This is a genomic window from uncultured Caballeronia sp. (genome assembly GCF_964243625.1).
Lineage (GTDB): Bacteria > Pseudomonadota > Gammaproteobacteria > Burkholderiales > Burkholderiaceae > Caballeronia.
Genome location: NZ_CAXTGZ010000047.1, coordinates 1 through 19192 on the forward strand (window position 1 = coordinate 1; position 19192 = coordinate 19192).

The following is a 19192-nucleotide window of genomic DNA, read 5'->3' on the forward strand; positions in this document are numbered from 1 at the left end:
GCAGCCCAGTCATCCTGTATCGAGCTGGCTCGAACCCGCGATCGCCGACCGGTTGCAACGCGCACATATATATACGCTGGCTGATTTGCTGGGGTTTATCGAACGCCGGGGTCATCGCTGGCATACCGGCGTCGAGCGAGTCGGCCCCAAGGCGGCGCGGCGCATTTCGGACTGGCTTTCGCTTCACGCGGATTCGCTACGTCATACCCTTTCAAAGCGCGCCGTCACGCCCCGTCGACGCTTGCCCGGCAATGATCCGGCGCTTGCCAGGCCTCGCGTAACCGGCATCGTCCCGCTGGAAGCGCTTGAAGTCCCGCCCGAACTGGACGGCTCGGCGGGCATTAATCGCGCTGACCAGACTCCCTCGGATGCCGGATTCCTCACCGATCTGCAGGCAATCGACACGTGGCTCACAAGCGTTCAGCGCAGTGTGCACACGGTCCGAGCTTACCGGCGCGAAGCTGAACGGCTACTTCTCTGGGCAATTCACACGAAAGAAAAGGCGCTTTCTTCACTCGATAACCGCGATTGCGCGGAGTATATCGAGACCTTTTTGACCGATCCACAGCCTGCCGCCCAATGGGTCGGCGGCGGGAAAATCGAGCGGACGCACCCTGACTGGCGCCCGTTTATTGGCGGCCTTTCGGAGCGCAGCCGCGAAACAGCTCGGGCGATTCTGCACGCGATGTGCGAATGGCTCGTGAATCAACGCTATCTGGCAAGCAATCCGTTCGTGCGCTGCGCACCGGTTACGACCGGACCGCGGATCGACGTCGCCGGACGGTCTCTAAGCCACAGCCAGTGGCGCGCCATAGTCCAGGCGAGCACGCGCGTCCTGTATTCAGGCCACGAATTACGGGATTTTTTGGCCTTGAGCCTGGCTTACTCGACAGGATTGCGACGCGCGGAGCTGGCCGGCGCCAGCACCGGCCAGCTCACGCAGGCCACGTCACTTGAACCGGGCGGCGACCGCTGGCATCTGGTAATCATCGGAACACGCCGTTCGGATCGCCGGATCCCAATCCCGGATTCCGTCATGGCCTTGCTGATCGCCAGCCTGCAGGCTCGTGGTCTGCCAGGAAATCCGGCGAAATGTGCATCGGACACGCCGCTGCTCGCGAACTTCCGCACTGGACGCGCTCTTACGCCTGACGGAATCGGACAGATTTTTCGCCGTCTGCTTCTGGGGCAGAAGCCGGGAATGGCGCACACTCTCCTATCTGCAGATGCGAAGTCTCGCAATCCAAGTACACACTGGATCCGGCATACTCACTCACATCATGCGCTCGAACGAGGCGCGGATTGCCGGGAGATTCAAGACCGCCTTGGCCATGCGCACCTCTCGACCACGCGGCTTTATCTCAGGGCCGCAGCCGTTGGAGCGAATCAAAGCCGGTAAATCGCGCCCTTTTTGCCCGCGTTCGCCCCGGAAATCACCCATTTCGCCTTGATTCTGCAGATCTAAAGCGGCTTGCGATGCCCCCTTCCCCTCAAGTCGTTTCTCATCTTTTCGCCTCAACCCCATTGCCCGCGTGCCTTTCCGGCTGTCGAGGTGCGGCAAAGTTTACTTGCGTTTACTCCGTATACCTCTTAGTCTTCGGTTACCGTCGGTTCTACCTTTTAAGGGAGAATCCACGTTTTTGGTAGAACCAGCACCACCGGGAAGAAACACATGGATATCAACCTTTCGACGCCGCCTATAGAGGTGACGCCGGATGATCTCGTCAATCTAGCGGCCCGTTCCGCGAAAATGCTCGAGCGAATTCGCACGCAGATGCTTCAACCTTTTCCGCGGAAGGTTGCCCCGGTGTTTCCGAGCGGCAAGCTTCAGGAACTGTGCGGCATAGATAAAGCCCGCTTCTCCTATCTGATCAAGAAAGGTGAGCTTCCGCAAGGGACGCAAGAAAAGCCGGGCGCTGCACGCCAGTTCACGTTGGCCGAGACCATTGAATGGGTGCGGGCTGAACGCAAGCCAAGGCAACGTCCGGAGGGCAAAAAAGGCAAGGTTATCGCCATTGGCAATTTCAAGGGCGGTGTAACCAAGACCACGACATCCATGGTGCTTGCGCAGGGCCTGTCGTTACGGCACGGCCGTCGCGTGTTGCATATAGACATGGACCCGCAGGGCAGTGCGACCACGCTGTATGGAATCAATCCGCACGCGGAGATCAATGGCGACCAGACCATTCTGCCCTTGATCGAAGCATATGTGAGCGGCGAGAGCTTCAGCATGAAGGGCCTTCCAATGCAAACGTATTGGGAAAATCTCGACCTCATTCCGTCCTCCACTGACCTGTTCAATGCTGAATTCATGCTGCCGGCGCGCGTCCATGCGTCGCCGAGCGCCAAATTTTGGAACGTTTTGAATGACGGTCTGGAAGAACTCAAGGATGAATACGACTACATCATCATCGATACTGCGCCGACGCTGAGCTATCTCACCATCAATGCGCTGTTTGCCGCTGATGGCGTGATCGTTCCGGTGATGCCAGACACGCTTTCGTTTGCATCGATGGTCCAGTTCTGGTCGCTTTTCTCCGACATGGTTTCCGGCATGAAGCAGTTCGGAGAGTCGGCCGACGAAGCCAAGGTGTTCGATTTCATCGACATCCTTGTGACTCGCATGCCCAACAAGGCCAACGCCTCGATCGTGCGTGACTGGGTCATCACCACGTACGGTGAGCGCGTCCTGCCGGTAGAGATTCCGGAAACGGACCTTGCACGCACGACCACGAACGACTTCTCCACTGTCTACGACTTCCCCAATTACGACGGCAACGCGGCGACGCTACGGCGCATTCGCGTGCCCTACGACCAGGTTGTGGATTTGATCGACAGCAAGGTTTGTTACCTCTGGGACAAGGAGTAAGCATGTCTACAGCAGCGAAACAAAAGGCAAAGGCCGCAGGCATCCGTCTCGACGACGACAGCATGGATACACCTTCAGAACCTCTTGCTCCACGCACTGCGCCGGGACAACTGATCGGGCTGCAAGGTCGCGTGCACAGCCAGCAAGCCGAAATCGAAAAACTGAAACGGGCGCTCGAGCAGCGCGCGCCGGGCAAGCTTCCGCTCGAAAAGCTTCATGAAATCCCAGGTCGCCGACGCCGCCTGACAAGCGCGGAATACGCCGAGCTCAAAGCCAACTTGACGGCGTACCCGCTCGCCCAGCCGATCACGGTTCGTGAGCGGCCGGACGGCGAATACGACATCGTGGCCGGGCATAACCGCGCCGCAGTTTATCGTGAGCTGGGCCGAACGGAAATCGACGGCATCGTGCTCGACATCGACGATTCGATGGTCGAGTACGCCGCATTCTTCTCCAACCTTCTTTCGCCCACGCTATCGGACTTCGAGAAATTCTGGGGCTTTAAATCGCTCCAGGAATCCACCGGAATCACGAAAGAGGAACTGGCGAAAGCAGCGGGCATTAGCGATTCGCACGTCGGCCGGATTATGAAGTTCGACCTCCTGCCCAACGAAAGCAAGGATTTGCTGGCGACTTGTCCGGAGCGCCTGGGTAGCAACGCTGCGGAACAAATGGCCAAGGCGGTTGCAGAGGGTCGCGAAGACAAGGTGAAAGCGGCAATCGAGCGGTTAGTTAGCGACAACACTTTCACGCAAGCACAGGCAGTTGCCGCAACGAAAGCGGATCGCGCCCCTCGCGATCGTCATGAACCCATGGTGATTCGACGCGGCGCCAGGAAGGTTTGCCAAATTTCCGCCCGCAACGGCGTTGTTGGCGTGTCCTTTTCCGGAAGCGCCGCAGATGAAGCCGATCAATGGGCAGAAAAGATTCGAGTGTTTATTGAAGCAGAACTCGGAAAGCAGTGATCCCTACTAGGGAACTGAATGAAATCAACGAGTTAGCCACAACGAGGGCGAATCCCTGGAGAGTCTGAGCGGGAACTCAGGTTCTCCCTACTAGGGAAGCCTTATTAATCATGGATTTAGCTTAACGATCGAGAGCAATGATGATCTGATCTGGGACACAAAAGACAAAAGCCTTCGGCGGGAACCGAAGGCTTTTGATTTAACCGGGCTTCGCTGTCGCTTGCCCACTGCTGCACTTCTCCGACGGGAATCGGATAAAGGCCCAACACCTCGAAGTGTAGCGGATAGCGATCGGCAGTCAAGCGTTTCTCTTCCATTTTGAAGAAATGGACGTGTGACATGCTTATCGCGCAACATTCCGTTGCTGGCGAGGGGGTCGTGTGCCCTCTCCCACTTCACAACGATTCCGTCAGTACCGATCAAATCGCGCTGAATGAATTTCTAGCAGGTCAATCGAACCTTCCCTGGGTGGTGTTCCGGGCAGCGCATCGTGCGGCAAATTATCCGACGCTTCCAGCACGAGCACGCGCCGTATTAGCTGCGCTCGCGCGTACCGTCGATGCCAACGACCCCTACGGATCCATATTCGCTCGCCGAGAATTACTCACGGGTCGAGCCATGCAATCAATGCGGACGTTCTACCGGAGTCTGGACGATCTCGAGACAGCGGGCTTGATTGAACGCGCTCCCCAGAAACGCTATGGCACCGCTGGCTTGTTCGGCCGAGCCTATCTTCATTTGACTGAGCGCTCGGCAATGGTCCTGGGATACATCTCCGCGTCCGTTGAAACTGATTCTGCTGAAGAGCCCGCTGAATCGCAGGATAGCCGTCCCGCTGTACCGGATTCAACGTTTGAGACTCCGTGTGTCAGCGTGGCAGACGGAGCTATATATAAGGATCTATTCCCTAAGAATCAAAAGAGACAACCAGGACGCCTCCCTGCCGACCTCGAACGCCTGCTGAGCTTGGGTTTTCGTCAATTTTTGATTTTCAAACTGATGCGCGAAGCGAAAACGCACGCCAAGTTGCTTTCCGATGTTGTTGAAGCAACCTGGGACCATCTGAGGCAAGCCAAGCGGCCCATAAGTTACTTGCGGGCACTGCTGCGCTCGCCTGTCGACTTCAGTCATCAGATCCGCGCAAAGCATGCGGCCGATGAACGCAAAACGCGCGAAGCCAAGCACGCGGCACAGGTCGAACTCAGCGTTAGTGAATCCGCCGGGAAGACGTTCATCGATAACGAGGAAAGCAAACTCATCGTAGTTTCGAGCGATGCACAATCGATCTCGGTTCACTACCATCGAGAAGTTTCGCCGCGTGTTGCAACCGGCCAGTGGGCTGAATCGTTTGTCGCAGCGATCAGGACGAACACGCTGAAAGAAGCGACCTTGGAGCAGATTGAAGATTTCCAGCGAAATCGGCCGAATGCCGTAATCCGACCCGTGGATGCGCAAACCGAAGCAACCGCGGAAGCGCAACCGCGCACTCGAACCGCTGATATCGGCGACCGACTCAACGAAATGAAACGTACACTCAGGGCCGCGTGTGCCGGTGTCTCTCGTGCTGCCAAGGGCGGATTTCCCGACAACGATCGATCACAGAATCGCGCCGTTAAGCCGAAAGGGTGCGGTGTTCAAACGGTCGTTTAGACCGACGCCGGCACCAGTTTGAAATTGTCGACTTCAAGACCGCCGCCAGCGTGGATAAATTTAGGTTGTCTCGCCATGAACCCTCGCAGGTCGATGGCATGGCTTAAAAACGAAAGTGAATCGATTAATGACGAACAGCCGAAAACAGAAAAATAGTAACCAAGGAACTCAACAAGGTTTCTCTTCCATGGATCCGGCAAATGGCCCGAGAAGTACCTCCAGGAAATCAACTGCACAAGAAAAGCCGCGTCGACCAATAGAATCCCCGCCCAATGCCTGCTTGACTGATTGTATGACAGTCATACAATGACCAACGTCAGACAACCATGTTTCGAGTAATGGCGGTCATCACGTCAAACCGCCCGACCAGCAGAGGGACGACGCGATGAAGACGACGTGAATCGCCCGCAACGTATCGGGTTTATAGGACTGCGCATGATGGGCAGTCCCCTTGGCGAATGTTTATCGAAGGCGGGTTACGAGCTTTTCAGGGCCGACGCTGACATGAACCGGGTCACTGGAATATCGGGCAGAAGTGGGATGATTTTTCTTACTTCGCTCGGACGATGTTTCAACATTGGCTTTTTACACGGTTTTAAGGGATGAAGATCGAGTATGGTGCGCGATGAACTTTGTCAGACGGGAAGACAATAATGTCAGTCGATATAGGTTTGGTGCGACCGGAAACGTTGCGTCACCAGGTCGAAAACGTGATTCGACAAGCCATCGTGTCTGGGCGTTTTGCACCGGGCGCGCGGCTGATCGAACGCGAGTTGTGCGAAACGCTGGGCGTGAGCCGAACGTCAGTCCGGGAGGCGTTGCGACGGCTCGAAGCGGAGAAGCTTGTGCTCAGCGTGCCGCACAAAGGGCCTGTTGTCGCGATCATGTCGAAGCAGGAAGCGACGGAGCTTTACGCTATTCGCGGGTTGCTGGAAGGTTTTGCCGCGGGGGAATTTGCGCGCATTGCGGACGATGCCGCGATTGTTCGGTTCGGCGAGAAAGCCAAGGCGTTGCGCGTGCAGGCGCTGGCGCAGGACCGGGCCGGCGCGCTCAAGGCGAAGACCGAACTCTACGATGTCCTGCTGGACAATTGCGGCAATGGCCTCGTGAAGGAAATCCTCACGACTCTCTATTCGCGCGTGAATCTCTTGCGCGCAACGTCGCTGATGCATCCCGACCGTTTGCCGACCAGCCTGCGCGAAATCGATAAATTGTTCAAAGCTTTGAAAGCGCGCGATGCAGGCGCGGCGGAAGCTGCGGCGCGTTTGCATGTGTCGAATGCGGAAAAAGCTGCAATGCGCATGCTCGATGAGGCGGACGGCGAAGCCGAATAGCGTCCTGGCTGTAGATCAGAGAAAGGGGCCGTTTGCTCGAGAGCAAACGGCCCCTTGTCACGCGCGGTCAACTGATACGGCTCAATGACCGAAGTAGATCGTGTGATTGCTGTCCGACGGACCCGTCTGCGCACGGATGCCAGATGCTGACGTGCCGCTCATGGACGGACCGTAAGACGTCGCTGCCACACCACGCTCGTCCTGTACACGCTGCTCGGCGGCTTGCGTCTTGGCAGGATATGTCGTGCGGTCCTCGGCGGGGGTGTAACCCGCCTGTTCCATTTGCTGCAGATCGCTTTTTACGGCTGAACGTGTGACTTGTGTGTTGTCCTGAGCAAATGCCAATGCCGGCGCAGCCAGCGCGGATGCAATTACAACTGCGGGAATTAGTGACTTGATCATGATCGACCTCCTTTAAATGTTGTTGTAGAGGTATATGCAAACAGCAGGCCAGCTCAGCACTCGCTTAAATGCCTTAAATGATTTAAGCGAAAAAGGGCAACATTGGCGGCTTGGCGAAGGTCTTTGGCGGGTCTCTGTTGCGGGTCGGGCAACGCTGCGATCTGTCTGACAGACGCATTAGCGTCGCGAATTACACGCTCACTGCAAACCTTGGCAGCGCCCTGAGCTTCCCACGATATATCCATGCTCGAGATCTTTATTTCAATAACTTGTTTTTGAAATCGGCTGCAAGCGCCTACGATGATTCCATGAACGCATCAATCCGATGCTGTGAGCAGCTCACATCCGGCGGTCATGATCCTCGACGATCCCAAAACTCGCGCATCCATTCCTCTCGCCACGCCTGAATCCGCCACGCCCATCGCCCGCGGTGATGACGCGTACGAACGAATCCGCCGCGACGTGCTTTCCTGCAAGCTCATGCCTGGTTCGACGGTCACCGAGAGCCAGTTGATGAGTGAGTACGAGATCGGCAAGACGAGCTGCCGTATTGCCCTGGTGCGCCTCGCACATGAAGGATTCGTGCGCTCGCTGCCGCGGCAGGGATACCGCATCGCGCCGATCACGCTGAAAGATGTCGAAGAAGTGTTTGCGCTACGTGTTCAACTCGAGCCGCTGGCTGCGCGTCTCGCATGTGGCCGGGTGGATGTGGAACTGCTGAGACGCCTGGAAGCTGCGTGTCGCGTGCCACATCCGGAGCGTGCGTTGTCCGCTCAGATCGATGTGTTCCTCGACGCCAACCGCGAGTTTCATCTGGCGATTGCAGCGGCAAGCGGCAACGAACGCCTGCATCGGACGCTGGCAAGCCTGCTCGATGAAATGTCGCGTCTCGTGGCCCTGGGTTTTGGCGTTCAGGGTACGAAGCCCGAAATCAAACACGATCACAACGCAATGATCGACGCGTTTGTCGCCGGCGATGAACGCCGCGCCGAGACGATTGCGCGCCGTCACATCGAGACGTTCCAGAGCATGACAATGGAGAAGGTGTACGCAAGCCTCTCGAGCGCGGGCGCATCTCTGCCGCTCTACACGGTCGCGGAGTTACGCCGATGAGCGCTGCAATTTCCCTTCGCGGCGTAGGCAAGCATTTTGGTTCGCTGCAAGTACTGGATGGCGTTTCTTTCGATGTCGCCCGGAGCGAGATCGTCGCGTTGCTCGGCACGTCAGGTTGCGGCAAGAGTACGCTGCTCAACATCATTGCAGGATTGATCGAGCCGGGCGCGGGCGACTTACGGATAGACGGTAAGGAAACCGAAGGAACCAGGGATCGCCACGCGCTTTCCTACATGTTCCAGGAAGACCGCTTGTTGCCGTGGCGCACGGCACGCGCAAACGCTGAGTTCGGGCTGGAGGCCGCGGTCCCGGCCATCCCCGCGCACGAACGCCACGCGCGTGCGAGCGCGGTGCTCGATCTCGTCGGGCTGCAAGGTTTTGCCGACGCCCATCCGCATCAGCTATCGGGCGGCATGCGCAGTCGTGTCGCATTGGCCCGCAGTCTGGTCACCGGTCCGCGCATCCTGTTGATGGACGAACCGTTTTCCAAGCTCGATCCGCACATGCGCACGCAGATGCATGAAGAATTGCTGCGCATTCACGCGATGCAAAACATGACCGTGCTCTTCGTCACGCACGACGTGGAGGAAGCGATCGTCCTTGCGGACCGTGTAGTGGTGCTCGCACCGCGTCCGGGACGCGTGCGCGAGATCGTCAACGTCGACTTGCCGCGTCCGCGCAGCGCGACTGACCCCGCCGTCGCCGAAGCGATCCGCCAATTGCGTCTCTTGATCTGACCTATGTCCACTGTCCCACGGAGTTCGTTCGCCTCGACTGTTGTGCAACGCGTTGCGCTTGTCGTGCTGCTGCTGGCCGCCTGGTGGCTCGCGTCGCTGCGCATGCCGCAATTCGTGCTGCCCGGGCCGCAGAGAGTCGCTCACGCATTCGTTGCGCTCGTGCAAAGCGGTACTTTCTTCGATGACCTCGGCGTCACGCTGTATCGGGTCGTCGGGGGATTCCTGCTGGCGGCGATCGTGGGCGCACCGCTTGGCATTGCGCTCGGATCGAATCCGCGCATCGCGCATTTTCTCGAGCCGCTGCTATCGATCGTGAATACGGTTTCATCGGCGATATGGGCCGTGTTCGCAATCATCTGGTTCGGCATCTCGAATGCGACCACCATCTTCGTTGTGTTCATGACCGCCATGCCGCTGATCCTGACCAATGTATGGCAAGGCGCGCTGACCGTGGATGGCAACCTCGTCGAACTGGCCCGCAGCTTTCGCATGGCGCAGACGCAGATCATGCGCAAGATCTTTCTGCCGACCATCCTGCCGCATTTCTTTGCCGGCGCGCGTCTCGCGTTTGGGTTTGGCTGGCGCGTGTCGCTGGTCGCAGAGACCATCGGGTCATCGAACGGGATTGGATATCGCTTGCGGCAAGCGGCGGATCTCGTGCAGACGGACCAGGTTTTCGCATGGACCGTGACGCTCGTTGTCTTGATGCTCGCACTCGAAGCCGGGGTGCTGAAGCCGCTCGAGCGCCGCCTGTTTCGATGGAAAAAGACCAACTGAACCAACGGGGATCGAGAAGATGAAATGTTTTGATTTATTCAGGAGAGCGGTGCTTTCCGCAGTCATCGCTGGAGGCACGACATTGGGTGCTGTGCAGGCGGCGCACGCGGAACCCATGCGCATAGGCTACTGGACGAGCGGCGTAAGCCTCGGTTTCGGCGCGGTCCTGGAAGCGCAGAAGTTCCTGCAGCAACGTGGTCTGGACGTGACATTCGTCCATTTCTCCGATGTCAACGCGCCCAATCGCGCACTGGCCGCGAATGCGATCGACTTTGCTTTCGCCGCGCCGGCATCGGCCGTCTTCAGCACCGCTGCTGAGGGCGTGCCGCTCAAGATCGTGCTCGCGACACAACCCGCCGACGTCGAATTCGTCGCGCCCGAAGATTCGCCCATCAAGTCGCTCGCCGACTTGCGCGGCAAGAAAGTCGGCATGTCGCCGCCGGGCAGTTCGGTTGCATCGATAGCAACCGCCGTCCTTCAGGGCAACAACGGCATCAAGCCGACTGATTTTTCCATCGTGCCTGGAAACGAAGGGCGCCTCGCGCAGTTCCTCGTGCAAAAACAAGTCGATGCCGCTGCGTTGCGCTCCGTGACCATCGCGCAATTGAAGGAGCTGAAGGTGAAGCGCCTGGGCAGTTTTGGGGGCGAATGGAAGAAGCTCACGAAGTCCGACGCGACGCCGTATATCGGCGTGAGCGCGATCCGTGCGGACTATCTCAAACAGCATCCGCAGGACGTGGCGAAGCTGATTGCCGGCATGCGCACTGCGTTGCAATGGGGCGCGGCGCATCAGGGCGATGTCGCCGCGATCCTGCAGAAGAGCGCGAACTTGCCGGCCGAGGACGCACAAGCGTACGCCGCGCGCTGGTCGGACATCAATCGTGTGACCTTCGAGCCTATCGATCTGGAAACGCTCAAACGCGAGCATCAGATCTTCGTGGACGGTGGCGTGATCAAAGGCGCGCTGCCCGCCGATCTCTTCGATACCGCGCCCTACGCCGCATCGAAATCAATTCAGTAACGTGGAGAAGACACTGTGACAACCGCAATTCCATCGACCATGAAAGCGCTTGTATTGAACGAGCATGGCGATCTCGATCAACTGCATGTCATCACGGATAAACCGGTGCCGAAAGCTACCCCCGGGCATGTGGTGATCCGCGTGCGCGCATCGTCGTTCAATTATCACGATGTATTCACCGTGAAGGGCATGCCCGGAATCAAGGTGCCGTTTCCGGTCGTGATCGGCCTGGATATGGCCGGCGACATTGCGGAAGTGGGCGAGGGCGTCGATGGCTGGAAGCCGGGGGATCGCGTGCTCGTGAACCCGTTGTATCCCGAGAAAGGCCTGATGGGCGAGATGCTCGATGGCGGCATGGCGCAATACTGCCTCGTGTCTGTCGGCCAGCTGATTGCGTTGCCCGACGCCGTCAGCTACGACGCCGCGTCTGCGTTGCCGGTCGCATATGGCACGGCGCACCGCATGCTGGTCACGCACAAGACCGTGAAAGCCGGCGACCGGGTGCTGATTCTCGGCGCGAGCGGCGGGGTGGGTACGGCCTGCATCCTGATCGCGAAGCAACTGGGCGCAGAAGTGATCGCGTGCGCGGGCAGCGACGAGAAGTGCGAGCAGCTAAAAGCGCTCGGCGCCGATCAAACGGTCAACTACAAGACTACGGACTTCTCGAAGTGGGCCATCGGACAGTACGGAAAGCCGCAGCGGCGCACCTACGACGGCGGTGTCGACGTAGTGGTGAATTTCACCGGCGGCGACACATGGGTGCCATCGCTCAAGTGCCTGAAGCGCGGCGGCACGTTGCTCGTATGCGGTGCAACGGCTGGACACGCGCCCGCAGAAGACCTGCGATACATCTGGAGCTTCGAGTTGAAGATCATCGGCTCCAACAGTTTCTATGATGAAAACCTGCGCGCGCTACTCGACCAGATCGCCACTGGCGAGCTCGTGCCGGCCATTGACCGAACCTTGCCGCTCGAAGAAGCGGCCGAAGGCTTGCGGCTCATTCGCGACCGCGAAGTGTTGGGCAAGGTCGTCGTCAATCCGTGAATGTAAAGTTGAGTCGAGAGGACATCATGAGCGAAACAACATTGCCGAGTGCGCAGGAAATCGAGGCGCGCCTTCGGCGTGGCCCGTTCCACGAATGGCTTGGGCTGAAAGTGGTATCGGTGAGTGAAGGCGAGATCGAATTGACCGCCACATGGCGCGAAGAATGGGTCGTGAACCCCGACAAGGGTTATACGCACGGCGGCATTCTCGCGGCGCTCGTGGATCTGGCGGCGGACTGGGCGCTGGTATCGAAGACAGGACGCGGCGTGCCGACCATCGATTTGCGTGTGGACTATCACCGTGCCGCGTTCAAGGGCGATCTGACGGTGAAGGGCAAGGTGATCAAGTTTGGATCGCAAGTGTCTGTTGCCGAGGCGCAAGTCTTCGACAAGGACGGCAAGCTGGTCGCGAGCGGACGCGGGGCATATTCAACGGTGACGGCATCGCCGGCAACGTGATGCTTGCGCTCGATCACCTGGTCATCAACACGCGCTTCGATACCGACGCCGCTCAAACCGTCTTCGAGCAACTCGGCTTCACGGTCGCGCCGCGCGGATATCACACGCTCGGATCGATCAACCATGCGATCGTGTTCGGCGATCACTATCTCGAACTGATCGGGTTGCCCGCCGACGGCAAGACCGTGCGCGAGGAAATCCTCAACAGTCCACTAGGCGCGGACGGTCTCGTGTTTCGTACGGATGATCCCGCCGCGACCTTCGCGAGCTTGCAACAGGCGGGCTTCGAGGCCACTGCGCCGCAGACGTTCTCAAGGCCGGTCGAGTGTCTTGGCGATGCACGATTTACTACGGTGCGCCTGAAGTCCGGCCAACTCGATGGCGGCCGCGTCTACTTTTGTCAGCACCTGACGCCCGAGTTCGTGTTTCGCGATGAATGGCAGCATCATCCGAACGGTGCAACGAGCCTGAGTGCACTGCATCTGATCGATGCAGCGCCCGAACCCTATGTGCAGCTTGGCGAAATCGCGGCGGGCTTCGAACTGGTGTACTGGACGCGCAAGACTTTCGACGAGCATTTCGGCGCAATGGCCTCGCACATCGGGTCGCGTGGGCCACATGGCCCACGTTATGCGGGGATCACCGTGCGTACGCCGACGTGGCAATCCTTGGAACAGAAAGCGAAAACGGCCGGGCTGCCCGTTCAGGTTGACGCGGACCGTGTGCTCGTTGCATTACCCCGCTTCGATACCTTGCTGGAATTCAAGCCATGACGTTCCCCACCAATCTTGGTGCTTTGATTGCCCATGACGATGAAAACAGGGACGCCGTCGCTATCATCGGCCTTGACGAAGCATTCAACGCGGATGAATACACGTTCGCGGAACTCGATGCCATCGCAGACGCCGTCGCGCATACGCTTCGCCGCCACTACGCGCGCGGCGAGCGCATTGCGGTCCTCGGGGCGAACTCTGCCGAATTTATCGCGACCATGCTCGGCATCATGCGCGCGGGTCTTGTCGCCGTGCCGGTCAACTACAAGTTTCCGCGGGCGTTGATCGCAGAAGTCATTGCCGACAGCGGCGCACGCCTTGTATTCAGTGATCCGAAACGTTTTTCTGATGCACCAGAGTTGTTGCCGCGCGTCGTATTCAAACACCCGGATGATGCGCAGGGTTTCGATGCGTTCATCGCTGAGGCAAAGACTCATGACGGTCCGTTCGAGCCGATTGTCCCGCACGAAAACGAAGCTGCGCTGTTCCTCTACACCTCGGGTTCGACAGGCAGGCCGAAGGGCGTTGTGCTTTCGCACGCAAGCCATCTCTGGGTCGTCGAGACGCGCCTGAAAGCACAACCCCTGAAGAACGAACGCGTATTGATCGCCGCGCCGCTTTATCACATGAACGCGCTTGCGCTCGCGTTTCTTGCGCTCGCCGCCCGCGCCACGACCGTGCTGATGCCGGCCTTCAACGCGCGCAATTACATTCGTGCTATCGATACGTATCGATGCACCTGGCTCACCTCCGTCCCGCCGATGATCGCGATGATGCTGCAGGAGCGCGATCTCCTTTCGCAGACGGATTTGTCGTCGGTGCGTTACGTGCGCATGGGTTCGGCGCCCGTCAGCGGCGCGCTGCTCGATCAGATCCACGCCCTGCTGCCGAACGCGAAAGTGATCAACGCATACGGTACGACCGAAGGTGGTCCGGTTGTATTCGGCCCGCATCCAAACGGTTTACCGACACCGCCGCTGGCCATAGGCGTGGCGCATCCGCTGGTGCAGCTTCGCTTGATCGATACAAACGGGCAGCCTGCCGACGAAGGCGAACTCGAGATGCGCAGCCCCGGACTCATGAACGGATATCACAATCGTGCAGACCTTGCGCCGCCGATCACACCGGATGGCTTTTATCGCACGAGCGACGTGTTTCGCCGCGATGAAAACGGCTTCTACACGTTCATCGGACGACGCGACGACATGTTCGTTTCGGGCGGCGAAAACATATTTCCCGGTGACGTCGAGAAGATGCTGGAGCGGCATCCGCTGATCCAGCAGGCGAGCGTGATTCCTGTTGAGGACGCCATCAAGGGCACCAAACCGGTTGCGTTTATCGTGCGCAAACCAGGTGCGCAATTGAGCACCGAGGCGGTGAAGAAGTTTGCGCTCGAGCACGCGCCGGCGTACCAGCATCCGCGGCAAGTATGGTTCGTCGATGCGTTTCCGCTGGCCTCCACGAACAAGATCGACCGGGCGGCGCTCAAGCGCGACGCGGCGAAGCGGCTGGCGAAGGAACTCTAGGAAGGGGCCTATCAAGTTATATCATTGACTTTGATATATTTAAAATCTGATGATATAGTTTAAAATATGAAACCCGATCAGTGGCACTTTTCTCGTCCCGAACTCGCAGCGGGTTATCTCGGCCTGTTTGGACTCGGGTTGTCCTCCGCACGGACCTTGTTTGCCCGCCGTCGGATGGGGAAGACGGAATTCCTGATCAAGGATCTGATTCCCGCGGCGAAGCAGGCGGGTTATCTGACTGCGTATGTGAACCTTTGGGACGACGACGAGGAACCGGCTGGCGCTTTGGTCGGCGCGCTGTATGGCGCTATCGAGCCGAACTGGTGGGCAAAGCTGGCGCGCAAGGCCAATAGTCCCGTCAGGAAGCTAAAGGCGAGCGGCAAGATTCCGGTGTTTGGAGAAGCGTCGGTCGAGGCTGAAATGACGGCTGACGACAAGAAGTTTGTCGGCACGTTGCTATCTGATGCGCTGAAGGCGTTCGACTCCCAGACAAAGCCGCTGCTTCTGATCATCGATGAAGCTCAGGTTCTCGCCGCTGCGGCGCATTCGAACTTCGCGCATGCGTTGCGTGCGGGGCTCGACGTTCGCAAGGACCGGCTCAAGGTAATCTTTGCAGGCAGTTCGGAGTCGACGCTTCGAACCATGTTCGGTCGCTCATCCGAGCCGTTTTTCAACTGGGCGCCGCTCGAGCCGTTTCCGTTGCTCGGACGTGATTTCATCCAGTTCATGGTGAAGAAGGTGAATACGATCACCAAACATCAACTATCGATGAAACACGCGGTTGCGGCCTTCGACCAGCTCAATAACACGCCTGAATTTTTCCGCCGCTTTCTCGAGCGGCATCTGACGTATCCGTTCGACGGCCCCGAAGCTGCGCTGGAGTTCACGAAGGAACATGTGTTCAACAGCGATCAGTTCAGGCGTCAATGGACGGGTTTGCTGCCGGCCGACCGGGCGTTGCTCGGCATGATGGCGGATGGCAAGGTCTCTGATTTTCATGGTCAGGCGGCGCGCGAACAACTTGCCGCCTTGCTCGGACTGCCTGAAGCGCCGCCCGTCAACATGCCTGCGCATTCGCTGCGCCGGCTGCAGGCGGACAATATCGTGACCAAGCTGGCGCACGGTGAATATCGGTTCGAAGACGAGGCGTTTGCGCAGTGGATCCGCGAGCATGGCGCGCTAAATGGGGAGGGGTCGAGCTGACCCCCGCCGCATCCCTCAAAACGAGTGGTTAATCCCCACATAAACCCCGGACTGATTGCCACCGGGCGTGGGGTTGTCGGAGCTCGTCTGGCTGTTCGCTTCCAGCGAAAAATTCGCGCCGTTGCTGTTGCGCACAGTTGCCGCCGTTGCATACAGGAAGGTGCGCTTCGAGAAGTTGTAGGTTGTACCGATTTCGAACATGGTCGCGCGTCCGCCGCCCTGCAATGCATCGCCGTTGGTGTTGATATGGAACACGGCGGCGGTCGTCGCGAACACCGGTGTCCATTGATACGTGACACCGCCCCATTCGTGATCGCCCGAAGTCGGGGCGCCCGCAATGGTGGCGTCCGCATGCATGTGCGTGTAGGCGGCCTGCAGTTTGAACTTGCCTACATACGCGTTGATCATCGCGATGTATTCCCGCGAATACAGGAACAGGTCGGAGAACCGGCCATTCGCGTCGCGCATTTCGTCGAAGATGCCGCGGATCTGGAAGTACTGCCGCGTGTAGGTGAGCTGAATGCCGTCGGATCGGCCGTAGTCGGCAAAGGTGCCGTCGGCGTTCTTTTGTCCCTGATTGAAACTGGTGGTGTTGCCAAGCGAGTATTGGCCGAGAACGTCAATGCCATACCAGTTCGGCGATTGATACTGGATGTTGTTGCTGGTCTTGTTCCAGTTGCGGCTGCGTACGAGTGATGCCGACGACCATGCTTGCTGCACAAACGGATCGAAGTCCCACACGCCATTCGATATGGCGAGCATGCGGCCGAGTGTGAACGTGCCGTAGGTATCGTTGGCAATCCCTACGAACGCGTAACGTTGGTATAAGCGGCCGTTGGTGTCGCCGGCGGTGCCGTCGCTGGTATCGATGCCGGATTCCAGCTTGAAGATGGCCTTGTTGCCGCCGCCGAGGTCCTCCGAGCCCTTCAGGCCGAACAGGCCCGTGCCCCATTCGCCGCTTGCGAGCCGCCAGCGGCTATGACCGCCGACGTTGCTCATGTACTCCACGCCGTTATCGATACGACCGTACAGCGTGACGCTCGATTGCGCTTGTGCGCCGCTGACACTGGCGCAACCGACAGCGGCTGCGATCCACAGTTTTTTCATCGTCTCCTCCGAAGTACGGAAGCGATCGCCTGCTATGAGATCACTTTGTAGCGACCGCTTCAATTCGACGGAAGGATACACGCGCTCGCCGAAGCTTGCATTTTCGACCGCGCTGAATGCGCGGGATGCTTTCCCGGCGGCGCAAAAGGCTTATCGTAAGCTTCGGGCAGCTTGCCGTGGAGCGAGATTACGCGCGGCGTCGAAACCAGCCTGTAAGGGATAACCTGTCGCGCGTCGCGGGCAATACTTCATGTAGCATGTCGGCGGACAAGAACACCGCGATCCGGCCCGCGCCGGGCAAGATATCGCGCGTGCCCGAACCTTCCGGATGCAGCCGCAATGCGCCGCCGTGTTCAGGCAGCCAGTCCGCATTCAGATAGACCACGACCGATATGACACGGCTGTCGTCATCGCGGAAACGGTCGCGATGCTGCTTGTACGATGCACCCGGCGGGTAGAACGCGAAGTGGCTTTCGTATTCGTCGAGCCCAAGGAAGAACTCGCGATTCAACGCGATGCGCAGCGTCTCCATGATCGCCAGATACTGGTCGCAGGCGTCGGACTGCCCCGCCTGCAGCCATCGGATCTGGTCGCCGCGGACATCGGGTTGGAGCGACCTCGCCGTGCCCTGGCCCACACCCGCACGCGTCAGGGACCCCGCCGCCGCAAGCGCCGAGCATTCCTGCGCGAGTGCGACCATGAGGTCCGGCGGCAAAAAGAAGTCCTGCTCTGACCAGCCATGTTGATGAACGGCATCAAGGATATTTCGATGCAAGTCGTCCACGGGCGCATCAGAAAGCGTCGCCAAGTGCGATCGGGTCACTGCGTGTTCCATCAAAACGAAGGTGCGGGAGGAAAGTCGGACGTCGTGTCCGGGGCGGCATGGGACTTGAATCCGGGCGAAGGATATTAACACCGCGGCCTTGGTTCCCAACGCGCAATGCCTGACCAGCCGCATCGAGATCATTACGGCGATCAAGCCGTAGCTCTATCACCCGGTCGGATTGGCGAAAATGGCGCTGCAGATCGAGAAGATCCGCGGCGGCCGTTTGCGCTCAACCTGGTGAACGCGTGGAACCGGCCAGAACGGGCCAAGGCGGGCATCGGCTTCGCTGAACATGATGAGCGCTACGCCTACGGACACGAGTGGATCAGCGTGGCGAGTGCGCTTTTGCGCGCTATCCTGAAGCAGAGCAGCGATCCGGAAACGGTCATGCACCCGACCTTCAGCAAATTCGCGTTTGCGTGAGCTCACGGCCGCTTAATAGAGGTCCGTTTTAAGGCGACCGGGCAGGGCGCGGTCATAGGCATCGGCGTCGAAGGTGCTGTCGCTTACATTCTTCAGCATCGCGCCGGCGCTCGGCAAACTCGCGCGGTTCACGTGCTTTTCCGCGTTCCACAAGTCGGACCGCACGACCGCCTTCGAGCAATGGAAATACACGGATTCCACGTGCACCAGGATTACCGTGCGCGGCGGTTTGCCGTTCACGCTGAATGACGCGAGCAGGTCGGTATCGTCCGCAATCGATGCCCGGCCGTTCACGCGCATCATTTCTCCCGCGCCCGGAACCAGGAACAGCAGCGCGATGCGCGGGTCTTGCACGAGGTTCCTGAGGGTATCGATGCGGTTATTGCCCGGGCGGTCGGGAATGGCGAGCGTGTGGGGATCGAGAATGCGCACGAACCCCATGGCGTCGCCTTTGGGCGAACAATCGAGTCCGTCTTCTCCCGCCGACGCCAGCATCACAAAGGGCGACGCAAGAATGAACGCGGCGTAGTCCTCGCTGATGTACGAGATCTCCTTGCGCACCGACCGCTCGTTCGGTTTTCCGTAGACGCTTTCCAGTTCTTCGACGTTCGTCAGCATGGCGTGTCCTTGAATGCTTACGCCCGTAGATTAGCATCCGCGTGCGACATCAATGCGACGCCACCGGATCGAGCCCCGTCTGCTTCACGACAGGCAACGCGGCGGGCGATGCCAGATACTGCAGCAGCGCCCGGGCCTCCACCGGATGCTGTGAACCCGCCGGTATGCCGGCCGCGAAGCGCGTCACCGATTGCACCGAATCGGGAATCTTGCCGACGAACGTTACGCCCGGCACGGGCAACAACTCGCTCACTTGCTGGAAGCCAATTTCATAGTCGCCCGTCGCGACCACCGATGCCACCGGAATCTTCGGCACCATGGTCGCCTTCGGACGGACCTGATCCTC

The 19192-nt window shown here is 59.0% G+C and carries 19 protein-coding genes and 1 pseudogene; 15 read left to right on the forward strand and 5 right to left on the reverse strand.

What is annotated here, in order from left to right; translation table 11 throughout:
• The 5 genes from ACFFAR_RS05210 to ACFFAR_RS05230 form a co-directional block, all read left to right on the forward strand.
• Positions 1–1399: phage integrase family protein (locus ACFFAR_RS05210; protein ID WP_375507596.1), on the forward strand; the 1399-nt coding region annotated here is incomplete at its 5' end.
• Between the two features lie 273 nt (positions 1400–1672).
• Entirely contained in the window at positions 1673–2869 is a 1197-nt protein-coding gene (locus ACFFAR_RS05215) for a ParA family protein (RefSeq protein WP_062001265.1), read from the forward strand.
• 131 nt (positions 2870–3000) lie between these two features.
• Positions 3001–3834: a ParB/RepB/Spo0J family partition protein gene (locus tag ACFFAR_RS05220; protein ID WP_375507597.1), complete on the forward strand. Its 834-nt coding sequence runs from the start codon at positions 3001–3003 to the stop codon at positions 3832–3834.
• 339 nt (positions 3835–4173) lie between these two features.
• Positions 4174–5484, forward strand: coding sequence for a replication protein O (locus tag ACFFAR_RS05225; protein ID WP_174364376.1), 1311 nt, complete (start codon positions 4174–4176; stop codon positions 5482–5484).
• A 653-nt stretch (positions 5485–6137) separates the two neighbouring features.
• Positions 6138–6818 carry an FCD domain-containing protein gene (locus ACFFAR_RS05230; RefSeq protein ID WP_174364375.1) on the forward strand — a complete coding sequence of 227 codons (681 nt, stop codon included), beginning with the start codon at positions 6138–6140 and terminating at the stop codon, positions 6816–6818.
• Positions 6819–6899: 81 nt separating this feature from the next.
• Here the strand turns inward: ACFFAR_RS05230 and ACFFAR_RS05235 are convergent, their stop codons facing one another.
• Complete coding sequence (locus ACFFAR_RS05235; RefSeq protein WP_305954615.1) at positions 6900–7220, reverse strand: DUF4148 domain-containing protein; 321 nt, start codon at positions 7218–7220, stop codon at positions 6900–6902.
• Between the two features lie 354 nt (positions 7221–7574).
• Between ACFFAR_RS05235 and ACFFAR_RS05240 the strand changes: the two genes are divergently transcribed.
• The 9 genes from ACFFAR_RS05240 to ACFFAR_RS05280 all read left to right on the forward strand — a co-directional run bounded on the left by ACFFAR_RS05240 (position 7575) and on the right by ACFFAR_RS05280 (position 15872).
• A complete protein-coding gene (locus ACFFAR_RS05240) occupies positions 7575–8333 on the forward strand; it encodes an FCD domain-containing protein (protein ID WP_174364374.1) in 759 nt (252 codons plus the stop codon).
• Positions 8330–9070 carry an ATP-binding cassette domain-containing protein gene (locus tag ACFFAR_RS05245; protein ID WP_174364373.1) on the forward strand — a complete coding sequence of 247 codons (741 nt, stop codon included), beginning with the start codon at positions 8330–8332 and terminating at the stop codon, positions 9068–9070. The genes ACFFAR_RS05240 and ACFFAR_RS05245 overlap by 4 nt, the downstream gene beginning before the upstream one ends.
• A gap of 3 nt (positions 9071–9073) precedes the next feature.
• On the forward strand, positions 9074–9847 hold the full coding sequence (locus ACFFAR_RS05250; RefSeq protein WP_375507598.1) for an ABC transporter permease: 774 nt from the start codon (positions 9074–9076) through the stop codon (positions 9845–9847).
• 49 nt (positions 9848–9896) lie between these two features.
• Positions 9897–10868 carry an ABC transporter substrate-binding protein gene (locus tag ACFFAR_RS05255; protein ID WP_231941495.1) on the forward strand — a complete coding sequence of 324 codons (972 nt, stop codon included), beginning with the start codon at positions 9897–9899 and terminating at the stop codon, positions 10866–10868.
• 39 nt (positions 10869–10907) lie between these two features.
• Positions 10908–11912, forward strand: a complete 1005-nt coding sequence (locus ACFFAR_RS05260) for a zinc-binding dehydrogenase (protein ID WP_174363196.1) — start codon at positions 10908–10910, stop codon at positions 11910–11912.
• 26 nt (positions 11913–11938) lie between these two features.
• A complete protein-coding gene (locus ACFFAR_RS05265; protein ID WP_174363190.1) occupies positions 11939–12370 on the forward strand; it encodes a hotdog fold thioesterase in 432 nt (143 codons plus the stop codon).
• Positions 12370–13143, forward strand: coding sequence for a VOC family protein (locus tag ACFFAR_RS05270; protein ID WP_174363191.1), 774 nt, complete (start codon positions 12370–12372; stop codon positions 13141–13143). Before ACFFAR_RS05265 ends, ACFFAR_RS05270 begins: the two co-directional genes overlap by 1 nt.
• Entirely contained in the window at positions 13140–14669 is a 1530-nt protein-coding gene (locus ACFFAR_RS05275; protein ID WP_174363192.1) for an AMP-binding protein, read from the forward strand. The genes ACFFAR_RS05270 and ACFFAR_RS05275 overlap by 4 nt, the downstream gene beginning before the upstream one ends.
• Positions 14670–14735: 66 nt before the next feature.
• Entirely contained in the window at positions 14736–15872 is a 1137-nt protein-coding gene (locus ACFFAR_RS05280; protein WP_174363193.1) for a hypothetical protein, read from the forward strand.
• Positions 15873–15887: 15 nt separating this feature from the next.
• Here the strand turns inward: ACFFAR_RS05280 and ACFFAR_RS05285 are convergent, their stop codons facing one another.
• Entirely contained in the window at positions 15888–16979 is a 1092-nt protein-coding gene (locus tag ACFFAR_RS05285) for a porin (protein ID WP_075358769.1), read from the reverse strand.
• A 187-nt stretch (positions 16980–17166) separates the two neighbouring features.
• Entirely contained in the window at positions 17167–17802 is a 636-nt protein-coding gene (locus ACFFAR_RS05290) for a 2OG-Fe(II) oxygenase (protein ID WP_375507599.1), read from the reverse strand.
• Between the two features lie 121 nt (positions 17803–17923).
• Between ACFFAR_RS05290 and ACFFAR_RS05295 the strand changes: the two are divergent.
• Positions 17924–18156: pseudogene (locus tag ACFFAR_RS05295) on the forward strand (LLM class flavin-dependent oxidoreductase); the annotation flags it as partial.
• An 84-nt stretch (positions 18157–18240) separates the two neighbouring features.
• Here ACFFAR_RS05295 and ACFFAR_RS05300 read toward each other — a convergent pair.
• Together ACFFAR_RS05300 and ACFFAR_RS05305 are read right to left on the reverse strand one after the other, a co-directional pair.
• Positions 18241–18846: a pyridoxamine 5'-phosphate oxidase family protein gene (locus ACFFAR_RS05300; RefSeq protein ID WP_375507600.1), complete on the reverse strand. Its 606-nt coding sequence runs from the start codon at positions 18844–18846 to the stop codon at positions 18241–18243.
• A gap of 49 nt (positions 18847–18895) precedes the next feature.
• A partial coding sequence (locus ACFFAR_RS05305; protein ID WP_375507601.1) for a molybdate ABC transporter substrate-binding protein occupies positions 18896–19192 on the reverse strand: 297 nt, incomplete at its 5' end.

Bases quoted from the DNA above. Each gene is read 5' to 3' on its own strand.
- ACFFAR_RS05215 (WP_062001265.1), top strand. From the start codon at position 1,673: ATGGATATCAACCTTTCGACGCCGCCTATAGAGGTGACGCCGGATGAT.
- ACFFAR_RS05285 (WP_075358769.1), bottom strand. From the start codon at position 16,979: ATGAAAAAACTGTGGATCGCAGCCGCTGTCGGTTGCGCCAGTGTCAGC.
- ACFFAR_RS05245 (WP_174364373.1), top strand. From the start codon at position 8,330: ATGAGCGCTGCAATTTCCCTTCGCGGCGTAGGCAAGCATTTTGGTTCG.
- ACFFAR_RS05280 (WP_174363193.1), top strand. From the start codon at position 14,736: ATGAAACCCGATCAGTGGCACTTTTCTCGTCCCGAACTCGCAGCGGGT.
- ACFFAR_RS05230 (WP_174364375.1), top strand. From the start codon at position 6,138: ATGTCAGTCGATATAGGTTTGGTGCGACCGGAAACGTTGCGTCACCAG.
- ACFFAR_RS05270 (WP_174363191.1), top strand. From the start codon at position 12,370: ATGCTTGCGCTCGATCACCTGGTCATCAACACGCGCTTCGATACCGAC.
- ACFFAR_RS05225 (WP_174364376.1), top strand. From the start codon at position 4,174: ATGCTTATCGCGCAACATTCCGTTGCTGGCGAGGGGGTCGTGTGCCCT.
- ACFFAR_RS05240 (WP_174364374.1), top strand. From the start codon at position 7,575: ATGATCCTCGACGATCCCAAAACTCGCGCATCCATTCCTCTCGCCACG.
- ACFFAR_RS05265 (WP_174363190.1), top strand. From the start codon at position 11,939: ATGAGCGAAACAACATTGCCGAGTGCGCAGGAAATCGAGGCGCGCCTT.
- ACFFAR_RS05275 (WP_174363192.1), top strand. From the start codon at position 13,140: ATGACGTTCCCCACCAATCTTGGTGCTTTGATTGCCCATGACGATGAA.
- ACFFAR_RS05250 (WP_375507598.1), top strand. From the start codon at position 9,074: ATGTCCACTGTCCCACGGAGTTCGTTCGCCTCGACTGTTGTGCAACGC.
- ACFFAR_RS05235 (WP_305954615.1), bottom strand. From the start codon at position 7,220: ATGATCAAGTCACTAATTCCCGCAGTTGTAATTGCATCCGCGCTGGCT.
- ACFFAR_RS05300 (WP_375507600.1), bottom strand. From the start codon at position 18,846: ATGCTGACGAACGTCGAAGAACTGGAAAGCGTCTACGGAAAACCGAAC.
- ACFFAR_RS05260 (WP_174363196.1), top strand. From the start codon at position 10,908: ATGAAAGCGCTTGTATTGAACGAGCATGGCGATCTCGATCAACTGCAT.